Here is a 24,825-nt window from a genome sequence, read left to right on the forward strand (position 1 = left end):
AAACCATTATGACCAGTCCATTTTCAAGCTTTGAAGAATTTTCCAGTGCTGAAGGTCCAATCTATACCTTCGCCAACAATCCTACAGTGATTGCAATTCTGTTAATCATCTGTGCGTTGATGACGATTTATTTTGTCTATGCTTCCTACACAATGAAGCTAGACTCCAAATCTCCTGACGCCAAGGCGATCGGGCTATTGCTGGTAGCAGGGTTTGCTTCTGTGATGGGGACTTTATTCAATCCCAACACAGAGCGTCGCGAAGCGGTCAATCCCCGTCATTCTCACGAAATGCGGGCTGAACGCTCCAACTGGCAGCCACTGGCTCTGTTGGGCATGGTTGGTTTAGGTGGTGCGGCTAAGGGTCGCAGCAGTAAGCGACGCTCATCTCGCAAGGTTCGTCGCATTCAATAATCGCTATCTCTGTCCTGCTGAATCCCCGAAATCTTCAATGATTCCGGGGATTTTTTGCATCAATACACACTCGATACAACTGGACTGTTAGACAGTGCATCATTGCAATAATTCGACAAAAAGGGCGATCGATAACCATTCTGAGTCCACAAAACGGGGAAGAAGCTCTCATCCATCGTCACATCGTTGACTCGCTTGTAGCGTCCGTAGATGTAGCCTGCTTTATTGGTGGGGTGGAATTGGGCATTCGAGGGAATGGTATGTAACCCGATGCTGTGAAACACGCCTTCCGTGCGAGTGGTTTTGCACAATCCATGCCAGGTGCGTCCATGATGGAAGGCACATCCCCCCGCAGGTACTTCAACTACCACTAATTCTGGTTCATCGACTCCAGCTTTTTCTGCCGCTTGCAACATCGCCCAGCGGTAGTCTTTGGTTGGGGCATGAAACTCTCCCTCAACATCGACCAAATCCCATTTGTGAGAACCTCTCGCATAGACCAACGTGCCATCGGCAGCGGTGGCATTGTTCAAGGCAATCCAGCAGGTCATCATTTGTGGTGGAGTCAAATAGTCGATATATGCCCCGTCTTGATGCATGGCGATCGCACTGGCGAGAGGCGGTTTCATCCACATACTGTCTTGCCCAATCCGTGCCCCTTCCCAACCTGCCAGAGTGGCGGTAAGCCGACCGATTTCGGAGGATAGAACAAGACTGGCGATCGTCAGGTCACACTTCCAGGCGTTGCAGATTTCGCGTGTTACGTCCGGCAAACTCAAACCCGGTCGCCAATACCACTCATCGGGATAGATCCCGGTTTCAAACTCTCCGTAAAATAAGCGACCCATGCGATCGATCAATCGCTCTGGCAAGCCATCGGGCAGGAGGTTCTCTAGAATCAGAAATCCATCCTCTTGAAATTGTTGAATTTGGGCGTCGGTTAATTCAATTGGTTTGTATTGCATGGATTGATATGACGTAAATTGTATGACTGATTACATTTCAGAGTTGAACTTACTGTAATGATTAACTTGTTATAATAAGTTGATTTTTAGGAAAAAATGTATTTCCAGTTACGCTCTACACAACTTTTTAAGAGGCTGATCTGGAAGACAAGTTGTTCTTGTAATTAACTTATTGCAGTATTTTTACAATTCATCATGCGTATGGTTTCAACGGTTGAAGCAGGGTATTTGCACATTGTGGCGAGTGATTTTGATGCTCGTCCGATGAGTTATGTGGAGCAGGGGCAGCGATCGGGCTATGAACCGGAGTTAGCTCGTCTCGTCTGCCAAAAGCTGGGGCTAGAGCCGATCTGGCATAACACCCGCATGGAGGAGTTTTACACATCGATGCAAACCGGTCGCTATGATGTGGTGTGGTTTAATCAAGCCATTACTCCAGAGCGGCAACAGTGGGTCGATTTCACCCGTCCCTATGGATTGTTTGATGAATCAGTGTTAGTCAAAGCCGAGAGTCCGGTGCAGTCGGTTGCAGATCTCGTAGGGTTGCGCGTCGGTGGCTTAGCCGACAGCACCAACCTGGCACTGGCAGCAACGTTTCCCGGTGTGACGGTGGTGCCTTACCCCGGCAGCGACAAAGTGTTACCGGAAATGTTAGAAGCCTTGCGAAAGGGAGAAATTGACGCGCTGATCGATGATGAGTTGGTGCTCGTTGTTGCAGCAGAGGAAGATTCTAGCCTGCGAATGGCGTTTGATGTGCCGACTCGCGTTCCTTTTGGTATTGGCGTTCAAAAGGGCAACACGGAGTTACACAGCGCGATCGAATCTGCCCTGAACACATTAATTGCCGATGGCACTGTTGCAAAACTTTGGGAATCCTGGATCCCCTGGAAACCGTTCCCGTTTGCAGAGGAAATCAAACAACCCGTATTAACGGATACAAACTTGTCATAACAATTTGGGGTAGTCCTAAACAAGTCTTTTAGGACTATCTATTTCAAGCTTGATTAAATAGCAAAACTCGTTATTTATTTGGAGGGCGATCGGTGACAGGAGTTCTAACCAAAACTGAAACACTGACCGACTTAGAAGCGTATGTCGCCGCAGAAGGACGCTCAGAGTTAGTCAAACAAGTCCGTGCCAAGATTGATCAATTAGGCATTCAATATATTTACTACCAGTTCATTTCCGTGACAGGTCGGGTTGTGGGTAAAGGGGTTCCTGCCGATCACTGGGAAGCGATCGCCGAAAAAGGCATCCAACTCGTCTACGGTTCGATGGCAAACCTGTTTCTCGATCGCCACCGTAATTACATTGGCTATGGACCCGAAGCGGCTGAACTGGTCGCCATCCCCGATCCTGAAACCTTTTGTCAGTTACCCTGGGATAAGCGGGTTGCCCGTGTTTATTGCACCTGCTTTCGCAACCGCGAAGAAGAAATCGATCCGGGTGCTTACCTGACGGCTGATTGTCGCGGTAACCTGAAGCGGATTCACGCCGAATTTCAGACCGCTCACGGGCTACATCTGCGACATGGGTGTGAACCGGAAATGATGTGGTTGAAAAAAGGACCGGATGGCAAACCCGCAGGTGGTGTGACCAAACCCAACTGTTATCACATCGACCAGTTTGAAGAGTTGCGTCCCGTCTTTTTGCGAGTGATTGAATACAGTCGAGCGATGGGTCTGGACATGATCCAGGGTGATCATGAAGATGCCCCCGGACAGTTGGAACTCAATTTCACTTTTGACGATGCGTTGCGGACGTGCGATCGCCTCACCACCTATCGCCAAATCTGCGCCCAGGTTGCTCGTGAGTTCAACCTGATCGCCTGCTTCATGTCCAAACCCTTCATGGGCGTGTCGGCGTCGGGGTGTCACCACAACCTCTCCCTGTGGAGCGAGGGAGAAGCGAGTGTTAAAACCTTTGGGCTGGAATCCCTGCCTGGATTAGAGGACAACTTCACTTACCTCAAAGGCGGAACCAATACCTTCCTGCCAGAAGCGAATGCGAGCGATCGCCGCATTCCTGGGCAAACCGGGCTGTATTGCATTGGGGGCGTGATTGAGCACCTGGGAGCATTAACGGCGATCGGTTGCTCCACCGTCAACTCCTACCGTCGCCTGTGGGACACCGGATTGTGGGCACCTGTGTATGCTGATTGGGGCTACCAAAACCGTACCTGTGGCTTGCGCGTCTCGGCTCCCGGACGGTTTGAATATCGCGCGGTTGATTCAATGGTCAACCCCTACCTGATGGCATCGGCTCTGCTCAAAGCCTTTGATGATGGCATTACCAACCAGCGTGACCCCGGTGCCCCGGAACAGCGCAACCTCTATGAGGCAATGGAAGCCGGAAAGCAAGTGAAGAAGCTACCCATGTCATTGGGAGAAGCCCTCGATCGCCTCGCGGATGATGAGGTGATTAAATCCGCCCTTCCCGGTGAAATGTATATGCTATTTGATTGGTACAAGCGGGATGAGTGGGCGAAGTTCCTGGCGACCACCAGCGATTGGGATATGGAGACTTATCTGGACTGCTTGCCGTAAAACCCGAACAACTTATAGGGGCGTTTGGTCAAACGTCCTTTGCCTCAGATCTCCGGAATCTTGAAGATTCCGGGGATTTTTTTATAGCCGTAGCCACCTCCGTTAAGACAAAACAACCAACAGACCAGACGCAATTAATCTCTCGGCAGGACTCAAATTCAATGTCCTAAAGATTTTGGCGATCGTCATTCTAGAGCGATCGTGTGAACCTGTAGTCCGGCTCGAAGATTAGAGAAAATTTACACTCTTGTTAAGTAACGTCGAAAGACAGCCCAAAATCCGTAGATTCTGATAAAGCTTGTCAATAATGGGAAGGCAGCATAGTTGATGAAATATAGTAGGAAGTCAACATGGGACTCAAGGATAAGCTCAAAGACAAGACGATTCAGGCAAACTTGGTGGCAGACTGTGCCAAATTGATGGATGAGCAGGTCGCTGCCAAAGGTGGAATCTCTGGAATGGCTTTAAAGGCAGCTTATAGTGTTGTGAAAGGAATTGAGCCAAGCTACATTCCGAAAGCAATCCAACGGTTATTACCAGATGCACTGGCTGCCCTCGAACCCATGTGGGATGAAGGGATGCAGTCAGGCGATCCCGCTGCCTATCTGACCCAAAACCGCTCTCGCACAGCGGATACGCTACTGAGCATCACCGATGTCAAAATCGAAAATTCAAAAAATGGGGCTGTGCGTGCCTCCTATAACCAGTTCCGCAAATCAGTGAAAAATGATGTGGAAGAGGCAGTTCCAGGGTTGGCTAAAATTTTAAGGACTCATATTCAGGTTTAATTGATAGTGGCGGGGGGAAACATCTCGACTTCACTTCAGGATAAGGATCTTGGCGGTTGAGACCGCAACTACAAGAGCAAGACCAACCTGCGTCGGTTCGTCAAACCTTGATTTTCCGGAGTCCGCGACAGTGGACTTCGTCCTGTAGCCGCGAATTCATTCGCCAAGTGTTTAACCTGAATTGACGTTGATCAGGGTAGAGATGGCTATAATATGGCTTTGGTCGAAAAGCTTAGGGCAACGGCAAGGATCAAACGCTGATTCTAGGGGAGCTTCCTGACCCCATCGGATGTGACTAAGGCTGTTACAGACCAAATCTTGTAGGCTGAATTGCAGCGTATTCTTCTACCGCTATGACGTTGCCTGATGGTCCAAAGGCTCCCTATTGGTTGAGGGGCATTCGGTTGATTGTCCAACCGCTGCAATATCTGGAAGGATATCAACGTCGCTATGGCGACCTGTTTATGGTGCGCGGGGCGTCAACTTCGGTGGTTTATTTGAACCATCCCTCGGCAATTCAAACGGTTTTTTCAGCGGCACCAGAGCACTTTAGCAGCGGCACGGGGGGACAGGTACTCAAGTTTCTTTTGGGTGACTCGTCTGTCATTATCGTGGATGGCGATCGCCACCAGCGTCAGCGGCGGTTGTTGTTACCTCCGTTTCATGGCGATCGCTTAAAGACTTACAGTCAACTCATCTGTGATGTGGCTCAACAGGTGACGACCCACTGGCAGATCGGCAAACCCTTTCGAGTCCGTCCAGTGATGCAGGAGATTACCCTGCGAATTATTTTGAAAGCGGTGTTTGGCTTGAGTGAGGGCGATCGCTTTGACCAGTTGCGCCAGCAGTTGAGTGCGTTGCTCGATTCGCTGGGCTCTCCTTTGAGTGCCTCTCTAATTTTCTTCCCAATTCTGCGTCAAGATTGGGGTGCATGGAGTCCGTGGGGGCGATTTGTCCGGTTGAAGGAGCAGGTCGATCACCTGATTTATGCCGAAATTCGCGATCGCCAACAACGCCCTGACCCCACCCGTAATGACATTTTGACGCTCCTGATGAGTGCGCGTGATGACACGGGGCAACCCCTCACAGAGCAAGAATTGCGCGACGAGTTGATCACGCTGTTGCTGGCAGGACATGAAACCACTGCCTCTGCGTTGTCGTGGGCATTCTACTGGGTTCACAAATTACCCACTGTGCAGGACAAATTGCGATCGGAGTTGGATCGTTTAGGCAACTGTGCTGAGCCAGAAGAAATTGCGCGATCGCCCTATCTGACGGCAGTCTGTCAGGAAACCTTGCGAATCTATCCGGTGACGCTGACTACTGGAGTTCGAGTGCTGCAATCGCCTTTAGAGGTGATGGGATATCACTTGGAAGCAGGAATGGTTTTGTTTCCCTGCACCTACTTAGTTCACCAGCGAGAGGATTTGTATCCCAATCCCCAAGAATTTAAGCCAGAACGGTTCTTGCAGCGGCAGTTTGCCCCCTACGAATACCTGCCCTTTGGTGGCGGAAATCGCTATTGCATTGGTGCAGCTTTTGCCATGTTAGAGATGAAGTTGGTGCTGGCTACGATCTTGCGTGACTGGCAGCTTGCCTTACCCTCATCCCAACCAGTTAAGCCCGTGCGTCGGGGGTTGACGCTTGCTCCACAGGGGCATCTGAAGTTGGTTGCAACGGCTCGCTGAACCGTGTAGGACATTAAGGCGATCGCTCAAATGCCTGAACAACCGATTTTCCTGCAACATCAACGGCTCGACTGGCGACAAATAGGCGATCGCCCTCAACGACTGGAGTATTAAGATGGCTGTGCATAAAGGTGGGAGTGCGCCACAACACACGACCATCAGTGGCATCATAGGCGTTAAGCCAGGTGTGATTGTCAGCGGAGCCATAGAACCCAAGAGTCACGTTTTCAATTCGTAGATCGCTCGCGTAAATCGTGTTATCAGCGAGAATCAACCCTCCGGGTGCCTGATTACTCTCCAACGGTAGAACAATGCGGCGCAATTCATCTCCTGATTGTTTATCTAACACATTTAGATGAAGGCTTTGGTCGCTGTCCTCCCGTTTCCAGAGAAACGCCTCGCGATCGCTGGCAAGCATGGTGAAGCCAATCGTTGAATAGCTCCAGCGTTCCTGACCTGTCTTTAAGTCCAAAGCCTTTACCCAACTGCGCCCTTCGGTGAGATTGCCATCGGTATGGGCAGGGTACACAGTATCTCCGATAACCGTCAGATTGTCCAACTCGTCCAGGGTTTTCCATCGCCACAGGAGGTTCCCAGTGGTTGCATCCAGGGCTGTAATTTCGTAACCCCGCTGCTCCGTCTGCGGATTAACCAAAATCGGCACAATCAAAATCCCATCCTGGAATTTAGGTGTAATGACATCATACGGTTCATAAAAATTGACGGATATCAGGCTATCGGGAGGCGTGAGAAAAGACCAGCGACGTTGGTTATCGGGAGTCAAGGCAACGATTTCATCCTGATTAGTATCTGAATCCAGCGATCGCCCAACAATAAAGGTATCCTGATAAGCCGCGAGCGCACTACCCAAAATCATCGCGTCAGGGTCAGCAAATTGAACTGACGTTTTGGTTGCACCCGTCGTGGCATCCAGTGTGATCAAGCGATAGTTTTGGTTGGTGGCGTATAGGGTATTATTCTCAACCTTTAACACTCGTTGCACTGGCTCGGAACTGACCCACCGTTGAGCACCCGATGCGGCATCGAGGGCATAAAGCTGTCCCTGCTGATTCAGCATGTCATAGCTTGGGACGAGAACCAGATCATTAACAACAACTAAATTTTGGTTCGCTTCCTGCTCAACCGACCAGAGCGGTTGGCGGATCACGACGTTAGTATCGGAGGCGATCGCCCTGTACCCATGTTGAAGCGCAATGGGTAGTAGCAAACACAACACCAGTCCAACCAGCAGATTTCGGAAAAATTTCATGACACGAGCCTGTGACATTTTGGATTTTAAATTGACGATTGTGAAGGACGTTTGGCAAAGCTCAGCCGAGCCGCAGATCTCGTCTTGATAGCCGCGAATTGATTTACCGGGGTTTAACCCAAATTGACATTTTGTTACGCTTCAAGTGATTTATCAGTGATTTATCAATCCCTGTAGAAAAGAGGCTTTTCAATCATACAAATTGGCTCGTGCCAAATCCGGCATTGCAACATATAGCAATCCCAAACGCGGACACTTGTAGGGGCAGGTTTTGCAGTTTGCTAACGGCAAACCCAAGAACTGATCTGCAAACCCCGTCTCTACCAACATCTGCCTTGATCACAATTTAATTCGGTATTACAACTGATTTAAAACTGCATCGTGTAAAGATGCCGTTAATGGCTACTGGCTTGCTACTCATAATGCAAATTCAGGTGTTACTGGCAGGTATGATTCTTGACCACGCACCCCTGTTGCAGGGATGTTTCGCGAAACGCCCCTACAACATTCATACATTAAATCAGCAACGCCCAAAATCACAACGCAAATGGTCTATGGCGGATGCACACGGCATCCCTGACTGACCGCTTTCACCAATTCTTTAGCAGTGTAGGGTTTGGGTAGAAAGCTTTGGATACCTGAGTTTGCAACGGCAGCGATCTGAGAACTGGACACCAGACCGCTAATGGCGACAATGTTGATGTGAGGATTAATTTTTTGCAAGGCTCGAATCGTCAACGCACCATCCATCGACGGCATCATGATATCAACCAACACAAGGCTGATGTTGGCTTGATATTCCGTATACAGCACGATCGCCTCAATGCCGCTGTTCGCCGTTAAAACCCGATAGTTATATGCCTCTAACAAAGCTTTATTGCTGGCACAAATTGCTGCTTCATCATCCACAACCAGGACTAATTCATGATTGCCAATGAGCACCTCTGAGTCCTTGTTTTCCCAGGGTTCTGAGGCAACAACTGCCGGGAAAAACAGGTTGAAGTGGGTGCCCTTACCCTGTTCACTAGACACACTGACAAAGCCACCGTGACTTTTAACGATACCAATCACGGTGGAAAGCCCCAACCCTGTGCCTTTGCCAAACTCTTTTGTCGTAAAGAAAGGCTCAAAAATGCGATCGATCACTTCCGGGGCAATGCCGCTGCCCGTGTCAGACACCGTGATTTGAATGAAGTGACCTACTTTCGCATCCAGGTTCATGCGGGCGTAGTTTTCATCAATAAACAGATTTTGAGCGGCGATCGCCAGGGTTCCGCCATTCGGCATTGCATCACGGGCATTAATACAAAGATTCATCAAGACCTGATGTAGTTGGGTTGCATTACCCGTAATCGTCCACAGATCTTGAGCAACTTTTAACTTGGTTTCAATCGATTTAGGAAACGTTTCTCCAATAATGTGCTGAATCTCAACGATCAGATGTCTCAGTTGGAGAATGCTACGCTCTCCCTCGACTCCTCGCGCAAACGACAACACCTGTTTGACTAACATCGCGCCCCGTTTGGCATTTCCCTCTAACATTTGCAACAGTTGTTGATTGCGTTCGTCCGTCTTGGGAAACTTCATCTGTAACAGTTGGGCTGTTGACAAAATGGGTGTCAAAATATTGTTTAAATCGTGTGCCAATCCACTCGCTAAGGTGCCCAAACTTTCCATTCGCTGAGCACGCAAAAATTGTGATTCCAATGTTTTTCTTTCAGTTACGTCGGTACTCACGACCAGAATTGATTTCGGCTTGTAATCCTCATCGCGCATCAGTGTCCAACGACTCTCAACAATTATTTCTTTACCTCGACGGCTAATGTGCTGTAACTCGCCAGACCATTCTCCCTGTTGAAATAAAATCTTTTGAGCTTCTCTAAATTGAGCAGTAGGTTGTTTATACAGAAGGGCATCCGTACGCTTTCCCAAAACTTCTTCAGCACTCCATCCGTAAAGCTGTTCGGCTCCCTTATTCCAAAAAACAATCTCGTGGTGCAAATCTTCAACCAAAATTGCATCCGTTGCAATGTCAAGTAGGGCAGCCTGTTCGCGAATTTTGTGTTCAGTGCGCTTCCGCTCGATCGCATAGCGAATCGATCGCACCAACAAATCACCTGTCAACTGTCCTTTGACTAAATAATCCTGAGCACCCTCCTGCACGGCTGAAAGGGCGATCGTTTCATCATTTAGCCCTGTGATCACCACAATTGGAATATTGCGAGCACAGTTGTGGAGTTTAGTGAATGTTTCAAACCCCTGTGTATCTGGCAGTGTGAGATCGAGCAGAATTACATCAAAGATATTATCTTGTAATCGCTGTATTCCCTGGCTAAGGCGATCGACCTGCTCCAACTCAAACTTGACTGAGTTAACTTCTAGCAGAAGCTCCCACAACAATCGAGCATCGCCGGGGTTATCTTCGATTAATAAAACGTGGATTGAACACCTTTCCATTCTTTACTCCGATGGCAGCTTAACAATGGCTAGCCAAAAATCCTCAATCGAGCGAATAACTTTAATAAATTGTTCTAAATCAATCGGCTTAGAGATATAACAGTTTGCATGTAGATCATAGGCTTTGAGGATATCCTCCTCGGCGCGGGATGTGGTTAATACGATGACTGGGATACGTCTCCAATGCTCATTTAATTTAATTTCTGCAAGGACTTCTCGTCCGTCTTTTTTAGGCAGATTCAGATCTAATAAGACCAAATCTGGACGTGGAGCTTCTATAAAGCGACCCGTTTGACACAAAAATTCAATTGCTTGTGCTCCATCTTCAACTACGCTGAGATGGTTGGAAATTCTCCCATCCTTGAGCACTTCCTGCATCAGTCGAACATCTCCCGGATTGTCTTCGACCAGTAAGATTTCAATTGGTTTGCCGTGGTGGTTAGTACTCAAGGCTAGTTACTCCGTCTATCTCGCTCTGGGATGGTGAAGCAAAAATTTGAGCCATTTCCAGGTACAGATTCAACCCAAATTTGACCCTCATGACGCTCTACAATTTTCTTGCAGATAGATAGCCCAATCCCATTACCAGCGTATTCGCTGCGATTATGCAATCGTTGAAAAATTACAAAAATTCGTTCAGCATACTGCGGGTCAATGCCAATGCCATTGTCTTTCACCGAAAATAACCATTGCTCAGCTTGCCGTTGAGCGGTGATGTGAACCGATGGGCAGGCACAGTTGTGAAACTTGATGGCATTGCCGATCAAATTTTGAAAAAGCTGTGTTAGTTGAGTGGGATCTGCCATTACTTCAGGCAAATCATTCCAGGTGATGACGGCTTGTTTTTCTTTGATTGCGATTTGCAGATTGGCGATCGCCTCCTTCATTAGGGTGGTGCAATCAACCCGCTCAAATGGTTTGCCACGAGTGCCCACCCGTGAATAAGCCAACAAGTCGTCAATCAGTGTCTTCATGCGATTGGCACCATCTACCGCATAGGCGATAAAGTCATTGGCATCAGCATCGAGGTGATTTTTATACCGTCGCTCTAGCAATTGAAGATAACTGCTAATCATCCGCAACGGCTCTTGCAAATCATGAGAAGCAATATAGGCGAACTGCTGCAACTCAGCGTTAGAACGGGCTAACTCCTGATGCTGACGAACCTCCTGCTCAAGCAACTGCGCTTGAGTCAGAGCGATACCGATTTGATCCGCTAACTGTTGCAAAAGATTCGACTCAAAGTCAGTCCATTGTCGAGGTGCTGTGCATTGATGGGCAATTAATAGCCCCCAAAGCTGTTCTTTGATGAGAATTGGCACTACCAGTTTAGCTCGGACTTGAAATTGTTGAACGAATTGAACCAGGCAAGGGGAGATCGTCTCATTGGCTTGCTGAACGTCGGCAATGACTCGCACTCGTCCTTGTTGATAAAGCTGCCGATAATCCTCCGGGAACACCTCCTCAGAAAACTGGTAACCCAACACGGGTGGCAATCCGGGTAGAACGGCTTCGGCAACTCCTCGTCCAGTGCCATCACTCCAGAGTTGATAGATCAAGACGCGATCCGCTTGTAGAATGTTTTGCACTTCGGTTACAGCCGTTTGCAAAATATCATCTAGTTGCAGCGATTGACGGATTTTGAGGGTGACCTCAGCAAACAGTTGCGATCGCCGATGTTGTAGTTGCAGCTTTTGTTCCGCTTGAGTTCGCTCAAGCTCTGCCAGTGCCCGAGTTGCAAAGATCCGTAGCATCGCCTCTGCCAAACTGGGTTGACGCAACGGTTTACAACTGAGAACAACTAGCAACCCCAACACTTGCCCCGACGGGTTAATCAGAGCCATTCCAAGGTAGCCTTGAATGTTGAGGCGCAACAACCAGGGAGCGCAGGGGAAGTGTTCCTGCACGTTTCTGGCGTAACAACACAACCCATCTTCTAAGATCACTTCGCATGGGGTGCCTTTTAGCTCATACTCAAAATTGTCTAAGATCTTGTTCTTGCCGTACACTGCCAGGGTTTTAGCCGTCGGCACCGGGGCATTGGGCACCAATTGGCTGACAAAGGCGTAATCAACCTCTAGAATTTGCGCCAGATATTGAACCAGCGATCGCAAAAATTCACCCCCTGTCGCCGCTGAAACCCCTTCAGCCGTGTTGCGGAGGATATTTTCTAGTTTTTTGCGCTCTGTAATGTCCTGAAAGTAAACGGATAAGCCACTTTCAGACGGATAGACATGGATAGCGAACCACCGTCCGAGTGGTGGATAAAACTCCTCAAATTCAAGGCTGATCCGCTCAGCCATAGCTCGGTGATATTCCCTGTAGAGGCTAGAATTCACCGCTTCTGGAAACGCTTCCCAAATATTTTGGTTTAATAATTCTGCCCTACTCCGCTGCAACAGTGGCTCTGCCTGCGAGTTGAGGTAGGTAAAGCACCAGTTGTAATCCAGTGCATAGAAACCATCTGTAATACTCTCCAGAATGCTAATGCTCAAATGTCGGGCTGACTCCGCATCTGCCCTCGCCTGTTGCTCTTGAGCCAGCAGTTGAATGCGTTCCTCCTCCATGCGCTGCCGCTCCTGGACTTCCTGTTCCAGGCGGTCATTCTGGGATTGCAGTTGACGGGTCAGGTGTTGCAATTGCAAATGGGTTTGAATTCGGGCTAATACTTCCTCATGCTGGAGGGGTTTTGTGATGTAGTCTACAGCCCCCAGGCTAAACCCCTTGACCTTATCCACTGTCTCTGTCAGAGCCGTCATAAAGATAACGGGAATTGGGTTTGTCGTGGCATTTGCTTTTAAGCGACGACAGGTTTCAAACCCATCCATTCCCGGCATGAGAATGTCTAACAAAATCAAATCTGGTAGAGCGTAATGGGCTTTTTGCAAGGCACTGTCGCCATCCTCTGCCACGAGGATTTTGAAGCCAGCTTGAGTCAAACAGTCAAACAAAATTTCTAAGTTGGTGGGGATGTCATCCACGATGAGGATCGTTCCCCGCTGAGGTGTTGTACTCATGCTGACCTCTGACACTGTCGAATAAACTCTAAAATTTGACGTTCCTTAAACCCTTTTGCAAGTTGACGCAGGTGAGCCGCAAAGGGAATCCACTGAGGATCGAGGGCTTCAAGTTGGTGGGATCGATCAAGGATACCCTTGAGGTCACCCATCATAGCCAGATCCAGCAAAATAGCAATTTCTTCGGCAGGAGGAACAACTAACGTAGCTGACAAATCGGATGTAGCGGAGGATAAATTGAATGGTGGGGCGATCGCTTCTGTAGCCGGGGTGAGTTCGTAAATCCATTCCAGGTGTAAGTGATGGCTGAGTTGTTTCAAAAGCTCTGCTTCCTGAACTGGTTTCGATAGGAAATCGTTACACCCCACCTCTCGACTCTGTTGTTGATCCATCTCAAATACACTGGCGGAAGTGGCAATGATGACCGTGTGCTGTAGCTCAGGCAACAGGCGTATCTGACGAGTCATCTCAAACCCATCCATCACAGGCATGACCAGATCTACCAGAATCGCATCGGGCTGCAATTGGCAGGCTTGATGGAGCGCATCTCGACCATTCACGGCTTCCACCACTTTGAACCCCAACGGTTGCAGCAGATGGGTTAAAACAAAGCGATTTTCTTCTTTATCATCCACAACCAGAATCGTGCGGCGATCGCCCCGATACCCACTAACACTAGGGCGATTAAGAACCTCATCGGCTTGATGTGTTGCAACCGTTAAGTCCAGATCCAGCCAAAAGGTGCTGCCTCTACCAGGGGTACTCCTGACATGAATTTCGCTGTTCATCAACTGCACCAGTTGACGGCTAATTGCCAATCCTAACCCGGTTCCTTCGGTTTGTTTATGCGGTTCACTGACCTGCCGAAACGGTAAAAAGATGTCCTGCAAGTGTCCTGGTGTAATACCAATCCCCGTGTCCTCAATTTGAAAACGAATTTTTGGGACGGATACCCCCGACGAGTCCAGTGGCTCAATGGCTTCAGCAGGAGGAATGATATTGACTGTGAAGGTCACTCCCCCCGTCTCTGTAAACTTTACGGCATTTCCCAGCAGGTTGAGTAACACTTGTCGGAGCCGCTTTTCATCTGCCCGAATGAGGTTTGGCAGGGGTGCAAGCGGTTTATAGGTGAAACGAATGCCTTTCTGCTCCGCCCGAATGCGGCACATCTGCACAATCCCTTCCAGGAACTCTGAAAAGTAGACATTGTGAGGCGAGAGTTCCATCTTTCGTGCCTCAATTTTGGACAGATCCAGGATGTCGCTAATCAAGGTCAGCAGGTGCTCCCCGCAGTGCTGGATTACGTCTAACCCATTTTTTTGAGTGGGTGTGAGCGTTTTATCTTTTTTGAGAATTTGGGTGTAGCCCAAAATCCCATTCAGTGGCGTTCGCAACTCGTGACTCATATTGGCTAAAAATTCGCTCTTGGCACGATTAGCCGCATCTGCCACTTCTTCTGCTCGTTGGCGATCGCGAATTTCCTGTTGCAGATGCAAATTTTTGTCCTGCAACTCTAAAGTACGTTCTTTAACTTTGACCTCTAACGTGCGATTGGCATCTTCCAGATCAGCGTAAAGGCGGGCATTTTCAAGGGCGATCGCTGCTTGAGATGAGAGCAATTGCAGAAGATTTAACCGCTCTGCTGTGAATGCCCCTGCCATCACATTGTTTTCCAGGTAGAGTGCTCCGGTTAGCTTGCCCTGATGCAGAATGGGCGTACAGAGAATGGATTTGGGGCGATGATGTCTGACAAACGGATCGAGGGTAAAGGCTCCCTCATCAGCGGCATTATTGAGAACAATTGACTCCTGAGCGCGGACGACATAATTCACAATCGACGTAGGATAAAGAGATGTCACCGCATCTTCAATGACTGTTCCAGAGGAGTCAATATTGACTCCGACTACACTAATAGTTCCCACAGCGGCAACATCCAGTTCACCTGCCTTATCCAGTAACAAAAATCCTTTTTCTGCACCTGCATTTTCGAGCACAATTTGCATGAATTTTGTCAGCAATTTGTCAAGTACAATCTCACCTGAGAGAACATGGGATGCTTTAATAACAGTTGCCAGATCAAACGTTTCAGAGGAATTTTCACGAACTGCAATGAGTGGTTTTGAAGTCGTTTGAGGAGCCATATCGTGTGGTTGTGACTGCCCCAGGATATACTGCCCCAGGAGGTGAGGATACTGCTCTTCTAACGCCTGTACCTTAGCTGCTGCCCCCCAACGCATATAGCCATAGTAGGCTTCACTCAAATATTCTTTTGCAATTTTGTCTCGCCGTAACGCGAAATAAAACGTAGCTGCCCGTTCGTTCGCCAGAGCTTCTTCTTGCAGATAGCCACTATCTCTTGCTCCGGCGATCGCCTGATCATACAATTCCATCGCCTCAACAATACATCCCAATGCCCATGCCTTCTCCGCTTCAACCAATTTATATTTATGCAAAAAGTTCATCGGTGCATGTTCTGCCCAGTGCTGCATCTTTGCCTGATTACAACTGACCCGCTCTAGTAAGGCACTCTGCTGATCGGGGGGGTGCGCGGGATAAATTGCTAATTGTGCTAAAGAATCGTAGAAGTGGAAGATGGGCACCACGAGAAACGCTTTGACTCCATCCAGATATTGCTCTGCCTGATTTGCATTGGCGATCGCCTGTTGGTTGTGTCCAAAAACGTAGCAGAGAATTAATTTATTTAGATAGAAGTAGTGTAGACCAGTGCGATCGTTGGCTTGCTCCAGCAAAGGCAGGGATTGACTTTCATCAAAAGCAGTTCCCACCAATTCACACCCTGTCTCAGAGACTGTCAGCAGATTGAGAACAGCTTGATGGAAGATTTGATTCCACATCAAGGTGTTTTCCTGTTTCAGTTGAGCCAGCGTATCACTGATCGCTTTCATCTCTGGCTCCAGTCGGGCTAACTCTTGCCCAATCAGATAGGAATGCAGACATCGTTGCACTGCTGCATATCCACCATATTCAAACTGACCGTTTTCTAGCCCACTGTGATAGCCATTGAGCAACCAGGGCAAGGTTTCTCGCGCATGTACTTTTCCGTGCATCGTACATGCCCCTGCTACAAAAAAGACACTTGCCTTGAGTGCCAGCGTATTAAACCGTTCCACTAAATTAAGAGCCAGTTTGCCAAATTGATATGCCAATTCAACATCCTGAGTCATGCCGTTGAGAATGACTCCATAACAAACGTAGCCATAGGCAGAATAGGGCGAATTACCGTATTGAATGGACAAATTCACCTGTTCGCAGACCACCAACGGAAATAGTGTTGGAGCCGCCTGATAAGTGGGAGAACCCATACTCGTCAACATCCGAACCGCTGCCAGCTTATCAAGCTGAGTCATCAACGGCAGGTTAATTAAATCCTCAATGTTTTGATCTGCCAGAATGGTGGCGGTATAGGTGACGGTTGCTTGAATGTCGCGATCGCTTGGTACATCGGGAAGCGACATTCCCAACAAACGTAGGGCTTGCAATCCGAGGTTCACCGCTTCAAGCTGCTTCCGTTGTGCCATGCACGCCTGAATGTTGACCTCATACACTTTCATTTTATCGATGGCGGTATGGGCATGGCTCAACAACACTCCTGCCCATTGTTCCATGTGCTCAAAATCGCCATTGAGATACGCCGTTTCTAAAAGGGTTCCATAGAGCGACAGCGTTAGTTCATAACGCTCCTCCCAGCTATCGGGTGGCAGCAACCGTAAGCCAAGTTTGAGATAGCGCAATGCAGGTTCATAAGCTGCCGCCGCTTTTGCTTTTTGTCCGGCAATTAAATTTAACTCGGCTAACTCATACTGTTGAGGTTTGGAATCGAGCAAATCAATTCCATAGTTGAGATGGTTGACCAGATCAAAAATAGTTTCTCTGCGTTCTTCAGGAGTTGCTTGTTGCAACAACAATTGCCCAATATTGAAATGAGTTTTCTGCTTTTGATAGTCAGGAATGAGAGAATAAGCCGCTTGTTGCACGCGGTCGTGCAGAAACTTATAAATGGCTGGGGAGTTTAAACTAAGAGAATCTGATGTTAGTGGATTAGTTTGAGTCAGAGGTAAAACCAGACCTGCCTGTAGAGCTTCCCACAAGTCTTGCGCCGTATCCGATGAGGAATGTTGATGAGCGATCGCCAACCCATCCAATGTGAACTTATCTCCAATACAAGCAGCTAATTTGAGAACAGTTTGAGTAGCGGCTGAGAGCTTTTGAATCTGACCAACCATCAACTCAACCACATTATCGGTGATGCCAATTTGTTGCAGCGTATTCATATTCCATTGCCAGGAACCCTGATTGAAATCAAAGGTCACCAGGCAATCGTCGTACAACGATTTCAGAAGTTGTGTCAAGAAAAATGGATTGCCCTGAGTCTTTTGAAATAGCAGTTCTGCAAAAGGTTGAACTGTGGAGCGATCGCCATGCAACGTATCTGCAACAAGTTGATTGACATGCGTCTCATTCAACGGACAAAGAAGAATGGTTTGAATAGCGACGTTGTTCTGTTGGATCTGCTCTAAGGTGTGAATGAGTGGATGGGCCGGACTCACCTCATGGTCACGATAAGCCCCAATGAGCAACAGATTTTGACTATCCGCATCTGTAACAATCCGTTGAATCAAACTTAATGACGCCAGATCTGCCCACTGCAAATCATCAAAAAACACAACGAGGGGATTTTGCGGTTGGCTAAACACCCGAATAAATTGTTGAAACACCCGATTAAAGCGATTTTGTGCCTCTGATGAATCCAATTGAGGCACAGGGGGTTGAGCACCGATGATTCGCTCCAGTTCTGGGATCACATCAATCATGACCTGCCCATTTGAGCCGAGAGCTTGCAACAAATGCGATCGCCACCTGGCAACTTGCTCGTCATCCTCCGTCAACAGCTGACGCATTAAGGTTTGAAACGCCTGAATAAACGACGTGTAGGGAATATTGCGTTTGAACTGGTCAAACTTCCCGGCAATAAAGTAGCCACTCTGGCGCACAATGAGCCGTTGCACTTCGTACACCAGAGACGATTTGCCAATTCCCGAATAGCCGCTCACGACTACCATCTCAGTTTTGCCTTGCTTGGCGCGATCAAAAGAGCCTAGCAACTGAGCGACTTCTGACTCTCGTCCGTAGAGCGTATGGGGGATTGAGAACTGACTGCGCGAATCTAGCTCCGCGATCGCAAAGTTAGATACCTGACCCGATGTTTGCAGCATCGCTTGACAGGTTTCCAGATCAGCTTTAAGACCCAGCGCACTGTGATAGCGATCGCCAGCCGTCTTTGCCAGCAGTTTCATCACCACATTGGAGACAACGGGTGGAATGGCTGAATTCAAAGACGCGGGTGGAATGGGCGTTTTGGCAATGTGACAGTGAATCAACTCCAGAGCATCGCGAGTAGCAAAGGGCAATTGTCCAGTCAGTAGCTCGTAGCAGGTCACGCCAAGGGCATATAAGTCGGTGCGGTGGTCGATTGGTTGGCTCATTCTGCCCGTCTGTTCGGGAGCCATGTAGGCAAGAGTCCCCTGAAGCAACTGAGGCGGAGCAGACCCCTCCCAGAGTTGGGAATTTGAAAGATGATCGTCTGACGCAGGAGTAGCAAACTCAAAGTTAATCAGCTTCAGATGCCCTGTCGTGGGGTTAATTAACAGGTTCTGGGGTTTAATGTCTTTGTGGAGAATGTGGTGTTGATGCAGTTGGGCGATCGCCTCAGTCAATTGAATCGCAATCTTGAGAAACTGATTTAGAGTCAGGGGTAAGGCACCGACACTTTCAAGCAGCGATCGCTCTCCACCATCGGCAAAAATTAACGCTAAGCCATTGCGATAATGCTCTAATGCCAGTGGCTTCAAAACGCCCGCTAATTGCAGCGATCGTAGAATTTGAAATTCGTGTCTTAATTGGGCAAGTGCTTCAAGGCTGGAATGCTCAGTTTTTAGAGTTTTAATCATGACAGAGTCTTGCTCTGATGCTCTAAAGGCGCGATAAAGAACAGTGTTTGTTCCTTCACAAATCGCCTCTACCACGTTGTAACCAGCAATGTGCATGTTACCCGATAACTATCTGCCGTAAAAGTCCATGATGACTTAATTGAGCAGGTAACGGGACGCTTAAAAAGAAGTTACTAAACTTCTTAAGAATTAAGCAACATTAGTATACAAGTACAAACTGCAATTGTCTTTAGAAAACTATTTTTAGTGTCCTGTTAGACATGAAAATTAAATAAGTTCGATATTTGGTAAAGGTGGGTTTTGCAGTCAAAGTCAGGCAGGGTGAAGATTGATCGGCTAAACCCGCCCGTACAGTTTGTGAATTTATTTAATCCACAATCCTTAATTAAGAGCGGGCATCAACCGGACTGCCTTTAGTCCAGGCGTTTAAGTCGCGATCGCACCGAGTCGCATTAAACAAATGCAACCCAAAGTCTTTGGATAAATCCTGGTAGACTTTAATGCCCCGAATGCTGTTGCCTTTGTCGTCTAGCAGAGGTGAGAAGGTGCCAATGCCTAGTTGACCGGGAACCACAGCGGTAATACCGCCACCGACTCCACTCTTAGCAGGAATGCCAACCCGACACGCCCATTCTCCCGAATAGTTATACATGCCACAGGTCAACATCACACTGATCACATCCTGCACATACTGCGCATCGATCGCACGTTCTTGTGTGATTGGATTAACGCCCCCATTGGCGAGTGTGGCTCCCATCATGGCGAGATCACGGGCAGTCACCAAAATAGAACACTGTTGAAAATAGAGATCTAGCGTTTCTTCAAGATTGTCGCTGACGATGCCAACGTTTAACATCAAAAACGCCATTGCCCGATTGCGATGTCCAGTCGCCTTTTCAGATAGAAAAACAGGCATACTAATGTCGTGGCTATGTCCGGTGTAGCGTTTGAACATATCCAGAATGCGCTTCAACCGCTCCGTGGGATGCTGCCCCTTAATGAGATTGGTGATGGCGATCGCCCCTCCATTCACCATGGGGTTGTAAGGACGGTTGTTCTTTTCGTCCAATAATATGGCGTTAAATGCCTCGCCAGTTGCCTCTAAACCCACTTTGCTGGTGATATAGTCTCGCCCGTGATCCTCTAGAGCCAACCCATAGACAAACGCTTTTGAGATTGCCTGACTCGTAAATAAAGTCGTGCTGTCACCGACCTCAAAGATCTGTCCGTCGGTGGTCACCACAGCAATGCCAAACAACGCCGGATCTGCAAGAGCTAACTCTGGAATGTAGTTGGCGACAACTCCATCGGTTAGAGGGTGATATTTACTATGTAACTCGTGGAGATACTGCCGTAGCGGGGATGTAACAGCAGTGATAGAGCTAGTCAGTGAGTGGAGATTATCAAAATGGCTCATTTTTGGAGAATATAGCGATCGCTTGTCTTAATTCAAAACGACAGTTGCTAACCAGTTCCACTCAGACTAAGGGGATTTCGCAAAAGTGTACTGTCTCCATTTAGACCAATATTCAAAAAATATTACGGGTACTGAACTTAAATCATTCTGAATATATAGCAATTCCGTGTGGGTTATGAGTATCGATCAAGACGCCCTTTGTTCTTCGTCACTAGTCACTAGTCACTAACCACTGACCATTCACTCTTAACCATTGACCATTCACTATTGACCACTGACCATTCACTATTCACTCTTAACCATTGACCATTCACTATTGACCACTGACCATTCACTATTGACCACTGACCATTCACTATTGACCACTGACCATTCACTATTGACCACTGACCATTCACTATTGACCATTGACCACTAAGGATCTTGGATTTAATAAATCCGCAAACTGTACGGGTGGGTTTAGCAGACCAATCTTTACCCTGTAATGGGTTTGACGGCAAAACCCGCCCCTACCCAATATCGAACTTATTTAATTCCCATTCCTAACCACCTGTCCCTACCCATTACGTTTACGTTTGTAACAAGGTTTGAAACTCTGGATGCTGACGAATATTGTCAAAGCTGGCATCCGTTTGTGCCATCACCCGATAAAGATTGGGACTCAGCACCAGCGCACGATGCAGATTTTTGAGTGCCAGATCCGACTCTCCCTGCATGGCAAAAGAGCAGGCTTTGCCATACCAGGCGTTGGCGTTGTCAGGCTGATATTTCAACGACTTCTCAAAACTCATGATGGCTTCTGGATGGCGGTTGAGCTTTGACAACACCATCCCCCGATAGCTCCAGGCATAGTGGCAGCTTGGTTTGATCGCCAGAGCTGTATCCAGACTGGTGAGGGCATCGTTGTATCGACGACTAGAAGATAATGCCACAGCCCGGCTATACCAGACGCGGTAGTTGTCGGGTTTGAGCTCAACCGATCGGTCAAAGCTGGCGATCGCCTCTGCATAGCGATACAGGCAACTATAGGCGTGCCCCTGGTTATACCAGGCTTTTGAGTCGGTAGGGTCTAATTTCAAGGATCGGCTAAAACTGTCGATCGCCTCTTCGTAGCGTCCCAGCTTGGCTTGAGCAATTCCTTTGCCATGCCATGCCAGTGCATATTTAGCATTGATTCTAATCGCCCGGTCAAAACTGGCGATCGCCTCTTCGTGAAAGCCCAATTCATAGAGTGCAAAGCCTCGTTGAGTCCAGGCTTCGTAGTGGTCGGGCTGCACCTTGAGAAACTTGTCAAAGCGAGCGATCGCCCCCTCAAAGCGTCCCACATCGTATAAGGCATTTCCCTGACTAAACCAGGTTTGACTATCATAGTTTTGACTCATGGCGTTGGTGAGTCCAAGGTAGATCCTGAAAGTGACGATAGATTACAATCCTGACTTCCGCGCCCTAACAATGAGTGTCAACGGTCATCGAGCCACATTCCGATTGGACTGCGAACGAAATCAGGAGTAATAGTTGATGTCCTCAGGGATGGATTGCAACCATCGCCTGATTCAGTAGTGCCACCCTTTCAACCCAATGAAGCCAATCCCGATTAGAGGGGTTGCGCATCCCTCATCCACAGTCACTAAAGCTCCATTCAAATATTCTGCCCAATCTTGTAGTTTGAGAAGATATCACAGTGGAAAATAGATCAGAGATGTCCCTTGCTTTAATTATTACCCAATGGTTAATGATCAATCCACGTATCGTATTGAGCGCGACTCGATGGGAGAGCGTCAAATCCCCTCGACGGTCTACTATGGCATTCAAACCCTCCGCGCGATCGAAAACTTCCCCATTAGCGGGCTAAGACCGTTACCGCTTTATGTCGATGCGGGGATTTTGATTAAAAAGGCAACGGCGATCGCCAATGGTGAGTTGGGCTGCATTCCTCAGGAGATCAGCCAGGCGATCGTGCAGGCTGCCGATGAGGTTTTGCAGGGCAACCTGCGCGACCAGTTTGTGGTGGATGTCTACCAGGCAGGAGCAGGCACCTCACATCATATGAACCTGAATGAAGTGCTGGCGAACCGTGCTCTGGAGATTTTGGGCGATGAAAAGGGCAACTATCAGCGCGTCAGCCCCAACGATCATGTGAACTATGGGCAATCGACCAATGATGTGATTCCCACCGCGATCCGCATTGGGGGATTGCTGGCGTTGGAGCATCACCTGTATCCCGCCTTGTCAGAGGCGATCGCCGCATTGGACACCAAAGCCGAGGAGTATCAGGATGTTGTCCGTTCCGGTAGAACTCACCTGCAAGATGCGGTGCCCGTGCGGATGGGCGAAACCTTTCGGGCTTGGGCGCAGATCTTGAGTGACCACCTGACTCGTATTGAAACCGCCGCTCAAGACCTGACCGTCTTAGGATTAGGGGGCAGTGCGGCAGGCACCGGATTGAACACCCACCCCGACTATCGCTATCGCGTCGCCGAGTTGCTGGCTGACTTCATCGACCAACCGATCAAACCTGCACCACATTTGATGGCAGCAATGCAGAGCATGGCTCCCTTTGTCAACGTCTCCGGGGCAATCCGCAACCTGGCGCAAGACCTCGTCAAGCTGTCCCACGACCTGCGATTGATGGATTCGGGACCCATGACCGGATTTAAGGAAATCCAACTGCCCCCCGTGCAGCCCGGTTCCTCGATCATGCCCGGAAAGTACAATCCGGTGATCGCTGAGATGACCTCGATGGTCTGCTTTCAGGTGATGGGTTACGACAGTGCGATCGCCCTGGCTGCCCAGGCAGGACAACTGGAACTCAACGTCATGATGCCGCTGATCGCCTACAACCTGATTCAGAGCATCACAATTTTAGGCAACACCATCGGCACGCTGGCTGAGAAGTGCTTGAAGGGAATTACGGTCAGGCGCGATCGCTGTCTGGAATACGCCGAAAAGAGCCTGTCGTTGGTGACAGCCCTCAACACCCACATTGGCTACTTGAACGCTGCTGCCGTTGCCAAGGAATCCCTGGAAACCGGAAAATCGCTGCGGCAAATTGTGTTGGAAAAAGGGCTGATGACCGAAGCCGAACTGGCGCAAGTGTTGGATTTGGAGACGATGAGTAAGATGCCAGAAAATTAGGGAGTGGGGAGTAGGGAGTGGTCAATTGTCAATCGTCAATCGTTCATTGCTACTGGTCTGTAGCTCTCGGCTGTTGATCATCAACGATTGACCACTGGCTATTAATGATTGACCATTAACCCTTGACCCTTGACCCTTGACTACTAACCATTGACCACTGACTACTGACCATGAACCATTGACCCTTAACCATTAACCATTGACCATTGACCACTGACCATTGACCATTGACCCTTAACCCTTGACCCTTAACCCTTAACCATGCCAACCCCCAACAAAATCACAATCTTTGACACAACTCTGCGGGATGGCGAATTAGCCCCTGGAGTCACGATGACCCTGGAGCAAAAGGCAAGCATCGCCGAACTGTTAGACGCGATGAAAGTCGATGTGATTGAGGTCGGTTATCCGGGTCACTTCAAGAAAAACTTTGAGGAGATACGGCAACTCTCAACCCAAATTAAGCACGCCAAGATTTGTGGACTGACAGGCTCCAAACCGGATGAGGTGATGCGAGTGATTGAGGCACTGCAAGATGCTAAACAGCCTCGAATTCATGTTTACACTCCTGTCAATCTCAAGGGACAGGCTCAACTGACTGAGGAACAGGTACTAGAGGCGATCGCCCACAGCGTTTCCCTGGCTCGAAACCATTGCGATGATGTGGAATGGGGTGCCTTTGATGCGCCTCGCAGTGATTTGAATTTCCTCTGTCGTGCGATTGAAACAGCCCTTCAGCATGGAGCGACCACCATCAACATCCCCGACTCAATGGGGTTGCTCTCTCCCCAGGAGTTTTCTGAGTTGCTAACAACGATCTTTAACCGAGTTCCTAACATTGACCAATCGGTCGTCGCTGTCCACTGTCATGATGACCTGGGGATGGCGGTTGACAACTCGATCGCAGCGTTAGAGCGTGGTGCTCGACAAATCGAGTGCTCAATTAACGGATTGGGAGCCAGAAAAGGCAATGCTGACCTGGCAGAGGTGGTGAACCGTATCCTAAAGCACACCAATTTCACCGTTGAAATAGAGCCGTCTTTGCTGCAAGATGCGTCTAATCGGGTCAGTGCCATCACCGGAATTGAAAAGAAAAGCAAAAATTGTGAGGCTCTTAAGTAATTCGCACCAATATTTAAGGATGTTCTATCTACAGCAAC

17 protein-coding genes are annotated in these 24,825 nt (G+C 48.5%); 8 read left to right on the forward strand and 9 right to left on the reverse strand.

Features of this window, described 5'->3' with window-relative positions:
• The first annotated feature begins 8 nt into the window (after positions 1-8).
• On the forward strand, positions 9-413 hold the full coding sequence (locus tag H6G89_RS29105; RefSeq protein WP_190513306.1) for a hypothetical protein: 405 nt from the start codon (positions 9-11) through the stop codon (positions 411-413).
• A 59-nt stretch (positions 414-472) separates the two neighbouring features.
• On the opposite strand, the gene H6G89_RS29110 is transcribed toward H6G89_RS29105, so the two are convergent.
• Positions 473-1,378, reverse strand: a complete 906-nt coding sequence (locus H6G89_RS29110) for a phytanoyl-CoA dioxygenase family protein (RefSeq protein WP_190513308.1) — start codon at positions 1,376-1,378, stop codon at positions 473-475.
• 195 nt (positions 1,379-1,573) lie between these two features.
• On the opposite strand from H6G89_RS29110, the gene H6G89_RS29115 reads away from it, so the two are divergent.
• The 5 genes from H6G89_RS29115 (at position 1,574) to H6G89_RS29130 (ending at position 6,400) form a co-directional block, all read left to right on the forward strand.
• Positions 1,574-2,329, forward strand: a complete 756-nt coding sequence (locus tag H6G89_RS29115; RefSeq protein WP_190513310.1) for a substrate-binding periplasmic protein — start codon at positions 1,574-1,576, stop codon at positions 2,327-2,329.
• Positions 2,330-2,421: 92 nt separating this feature from the next.
• The gene (locus tag H6G89_RS29120; RefSeq protein WP_199336990.1) at positions 2,422-3,924 is read left to right on the forward strand and encodes a glutamine synthetase family protein; all 1,503 of its coding nucleotides are present in this window, start codon (positions 2,422-2,424) and stop codon (positions 3,922-3,924) included.
• 350 nt (positions 3,925-4,274) lie between these two features.
• Positions 4,275-4,712: a DUF6918 family protein gene (locus H6G89_RS29125; protein ID WP_190513312.1), complete on the forward strand. Its 438-nt coding sequence runs from the start codon at positions 4,275-4,277 to the stop codon at positions 4,710-4,712.
• A gap of 56 nt (positions 4,713-4,768) precedes the next feature.
• Positions 4,769-4,897, forward strand: a complete 129-nt coding sequence (locus H6G89_RS35955; RefSeq protein ID WP_255519535.1) for a hypothetical protein — start codon at positions 4,769-4,771, stop codon at positions 4,895-4,897.
• Positions 4,898-5,065: 168 nt separating this feature from the next.
• Complete coding sequence (locus H6G89_RS29130) at positions 5,066-6,400, forward strand: cytochrome P450 (protein ID WP_190513314.1); 1,335 nt, start codon at positions 5,066-5,068, stop codon at positions 6,398-6,400.
• 13 nt (positions 6,401-6,413) lie between these two features.
• Here the strand turns inward: H6G89_RS29130 and H6G89_RS29135 are convergent, their stop codons facing one another.
• The 8 genes from H6G89_RS29135 to H6G89_RS29180 all read right to left on the reverse strand — a co-directional run bounded on the left by H6G89_RS29135 (position 6,414) and on the right by H6G89_RS29180 (position 21,912).
• Positions 6,414-7,670, reverse strand: coding sequence for an outer membrane protein assembly factor BamB family protein (locus tag H6G89_RS29135; protein ID WP_190513316.1), 1,257 nt, complete (start codon positions 7,668-7,670; stop codon positions 6,414-6,416).
• Positions 7,671-8,222: 552 nt separating this feature from the next.
• Positions 8,223-10,127 (reverse strand): hybrid sensor histidine kinase/response regulator, encoded by a 1,905-nt coding sequence (locus tag H6G89_RS29140; protein ID WP_190513318.1) that lies wholly within the window; start codon positions 10,125-10,127, stop codon positions 8,223-8,225.
• Between the two features lie 3 nt (positions 10,128-10,130).
• A complete protein-coding gene (locus tag H6G89_RS29145) occupies positions 10,131-10,577 on the reverse strand; it encodes a response regulator (RefSeq protein WP_190513320.1) in 447 nt (148 codons plus the stop codon).
• 2 nt (positions 10,578-10,579) lie between these two features.
• Positions 10,580-13,144: a GAF domain-containing protein gene (locus tag H6G89_RS35300; protein ID WP_242060170.1), complete on the reverse strand. Its 2,565-nt coding sequence runs from the start codon at positions 13,142-13,144 to the stop codon at positions 10,580-10,582.
• Entirely contained in the window at positions 13,141-19,209 is a 6,069-nt protein-coding gene (locus H6G89_RS29165) for a hybrid sensor histidine kinase/response regulator (protein ID WP_190513322.1), read from the reverse strand. The genes H6G89_RS35300 and H6G89_RS29165 overlap by 4 nt, the downstream gene beginning before the upstream one ends.
• Positions 19,210-19,498: 289 nt before the next feature.
• Positions 19,499-20,530, reverse strand: coding sequence for a glutaminase A (glsA, locus tag H6G89_RS29170; protein ID WP_190513325.1), 1,032 nt, complete (start codon positions 20,528-20,530; stop codon positions 19,499-19,501).
• 218 nt (positions 20,531-20,748) lie between these two features.
• Positions 20,749-21,030 (reverse strand): hypothetical protein, encoded by a 282-nt coding sequence (locus H6G89_RS29175; protein WP_190513383.1) that lies wholly within the window; start codon positions 21,028-21,030, stop codon positions 20,749-20,751.
• Positions 21,031-21,099: 69 nt separating this feature from the next.
• Positions 21,100-21,912 carry a tetratricopeptide repeat protein gene (locus H6G89_RS29180; protein ID WP_190513327.1) on the reverse strand — a complete coding sequence of 271 codons (813 nt, stop codon included), beginning with the start codon at positions 21,910-21,912 and terminating at the stop codon, positions 21,100-21,102.
• A gap of 343 nt (positions 21,913-22,255) precedes the next feature.
• Between H6G89_RS29180 and H6G89_RS29185 the strand changes: the two genes are divergently transcribed.
• The gene (locus tag H6G89_RS29185; protein ID WP_190513329.1) at positions 22,256-23,665 is read left to right on the forward strand and encodes an aspartate ammonia-lyase; all 1,410 of its coding nucleotides are present in this window, start codon (positions 22,256-22,258) and stop codon (positions 23,663-23,665) included.
• A 261-nt stretch (positions 23,666-23,926) separates the two neighbouring features.
• Positions 23,927-24,787, forward strand: coding sequence for a 2-isopropylmalate synthase (locus H6G89_RS29190; protein WP_190513331.1), 861 nt, complete (start codon positions 23,927-23,929; stop codon positions 24,785-24,787).
• The last annotated feature ends 38 nt before the right edge of the window (positions 24,788-24,825 follow it).

It is taken from the genome of Oscillatoria sp. FACHB-1407 (assembly GCF_014697545.1).
GTDB lineage: Bacteria > Cyanobacteriota > Cyanobacteriia > Elainellales > Elainellaceae > FACHB-1407.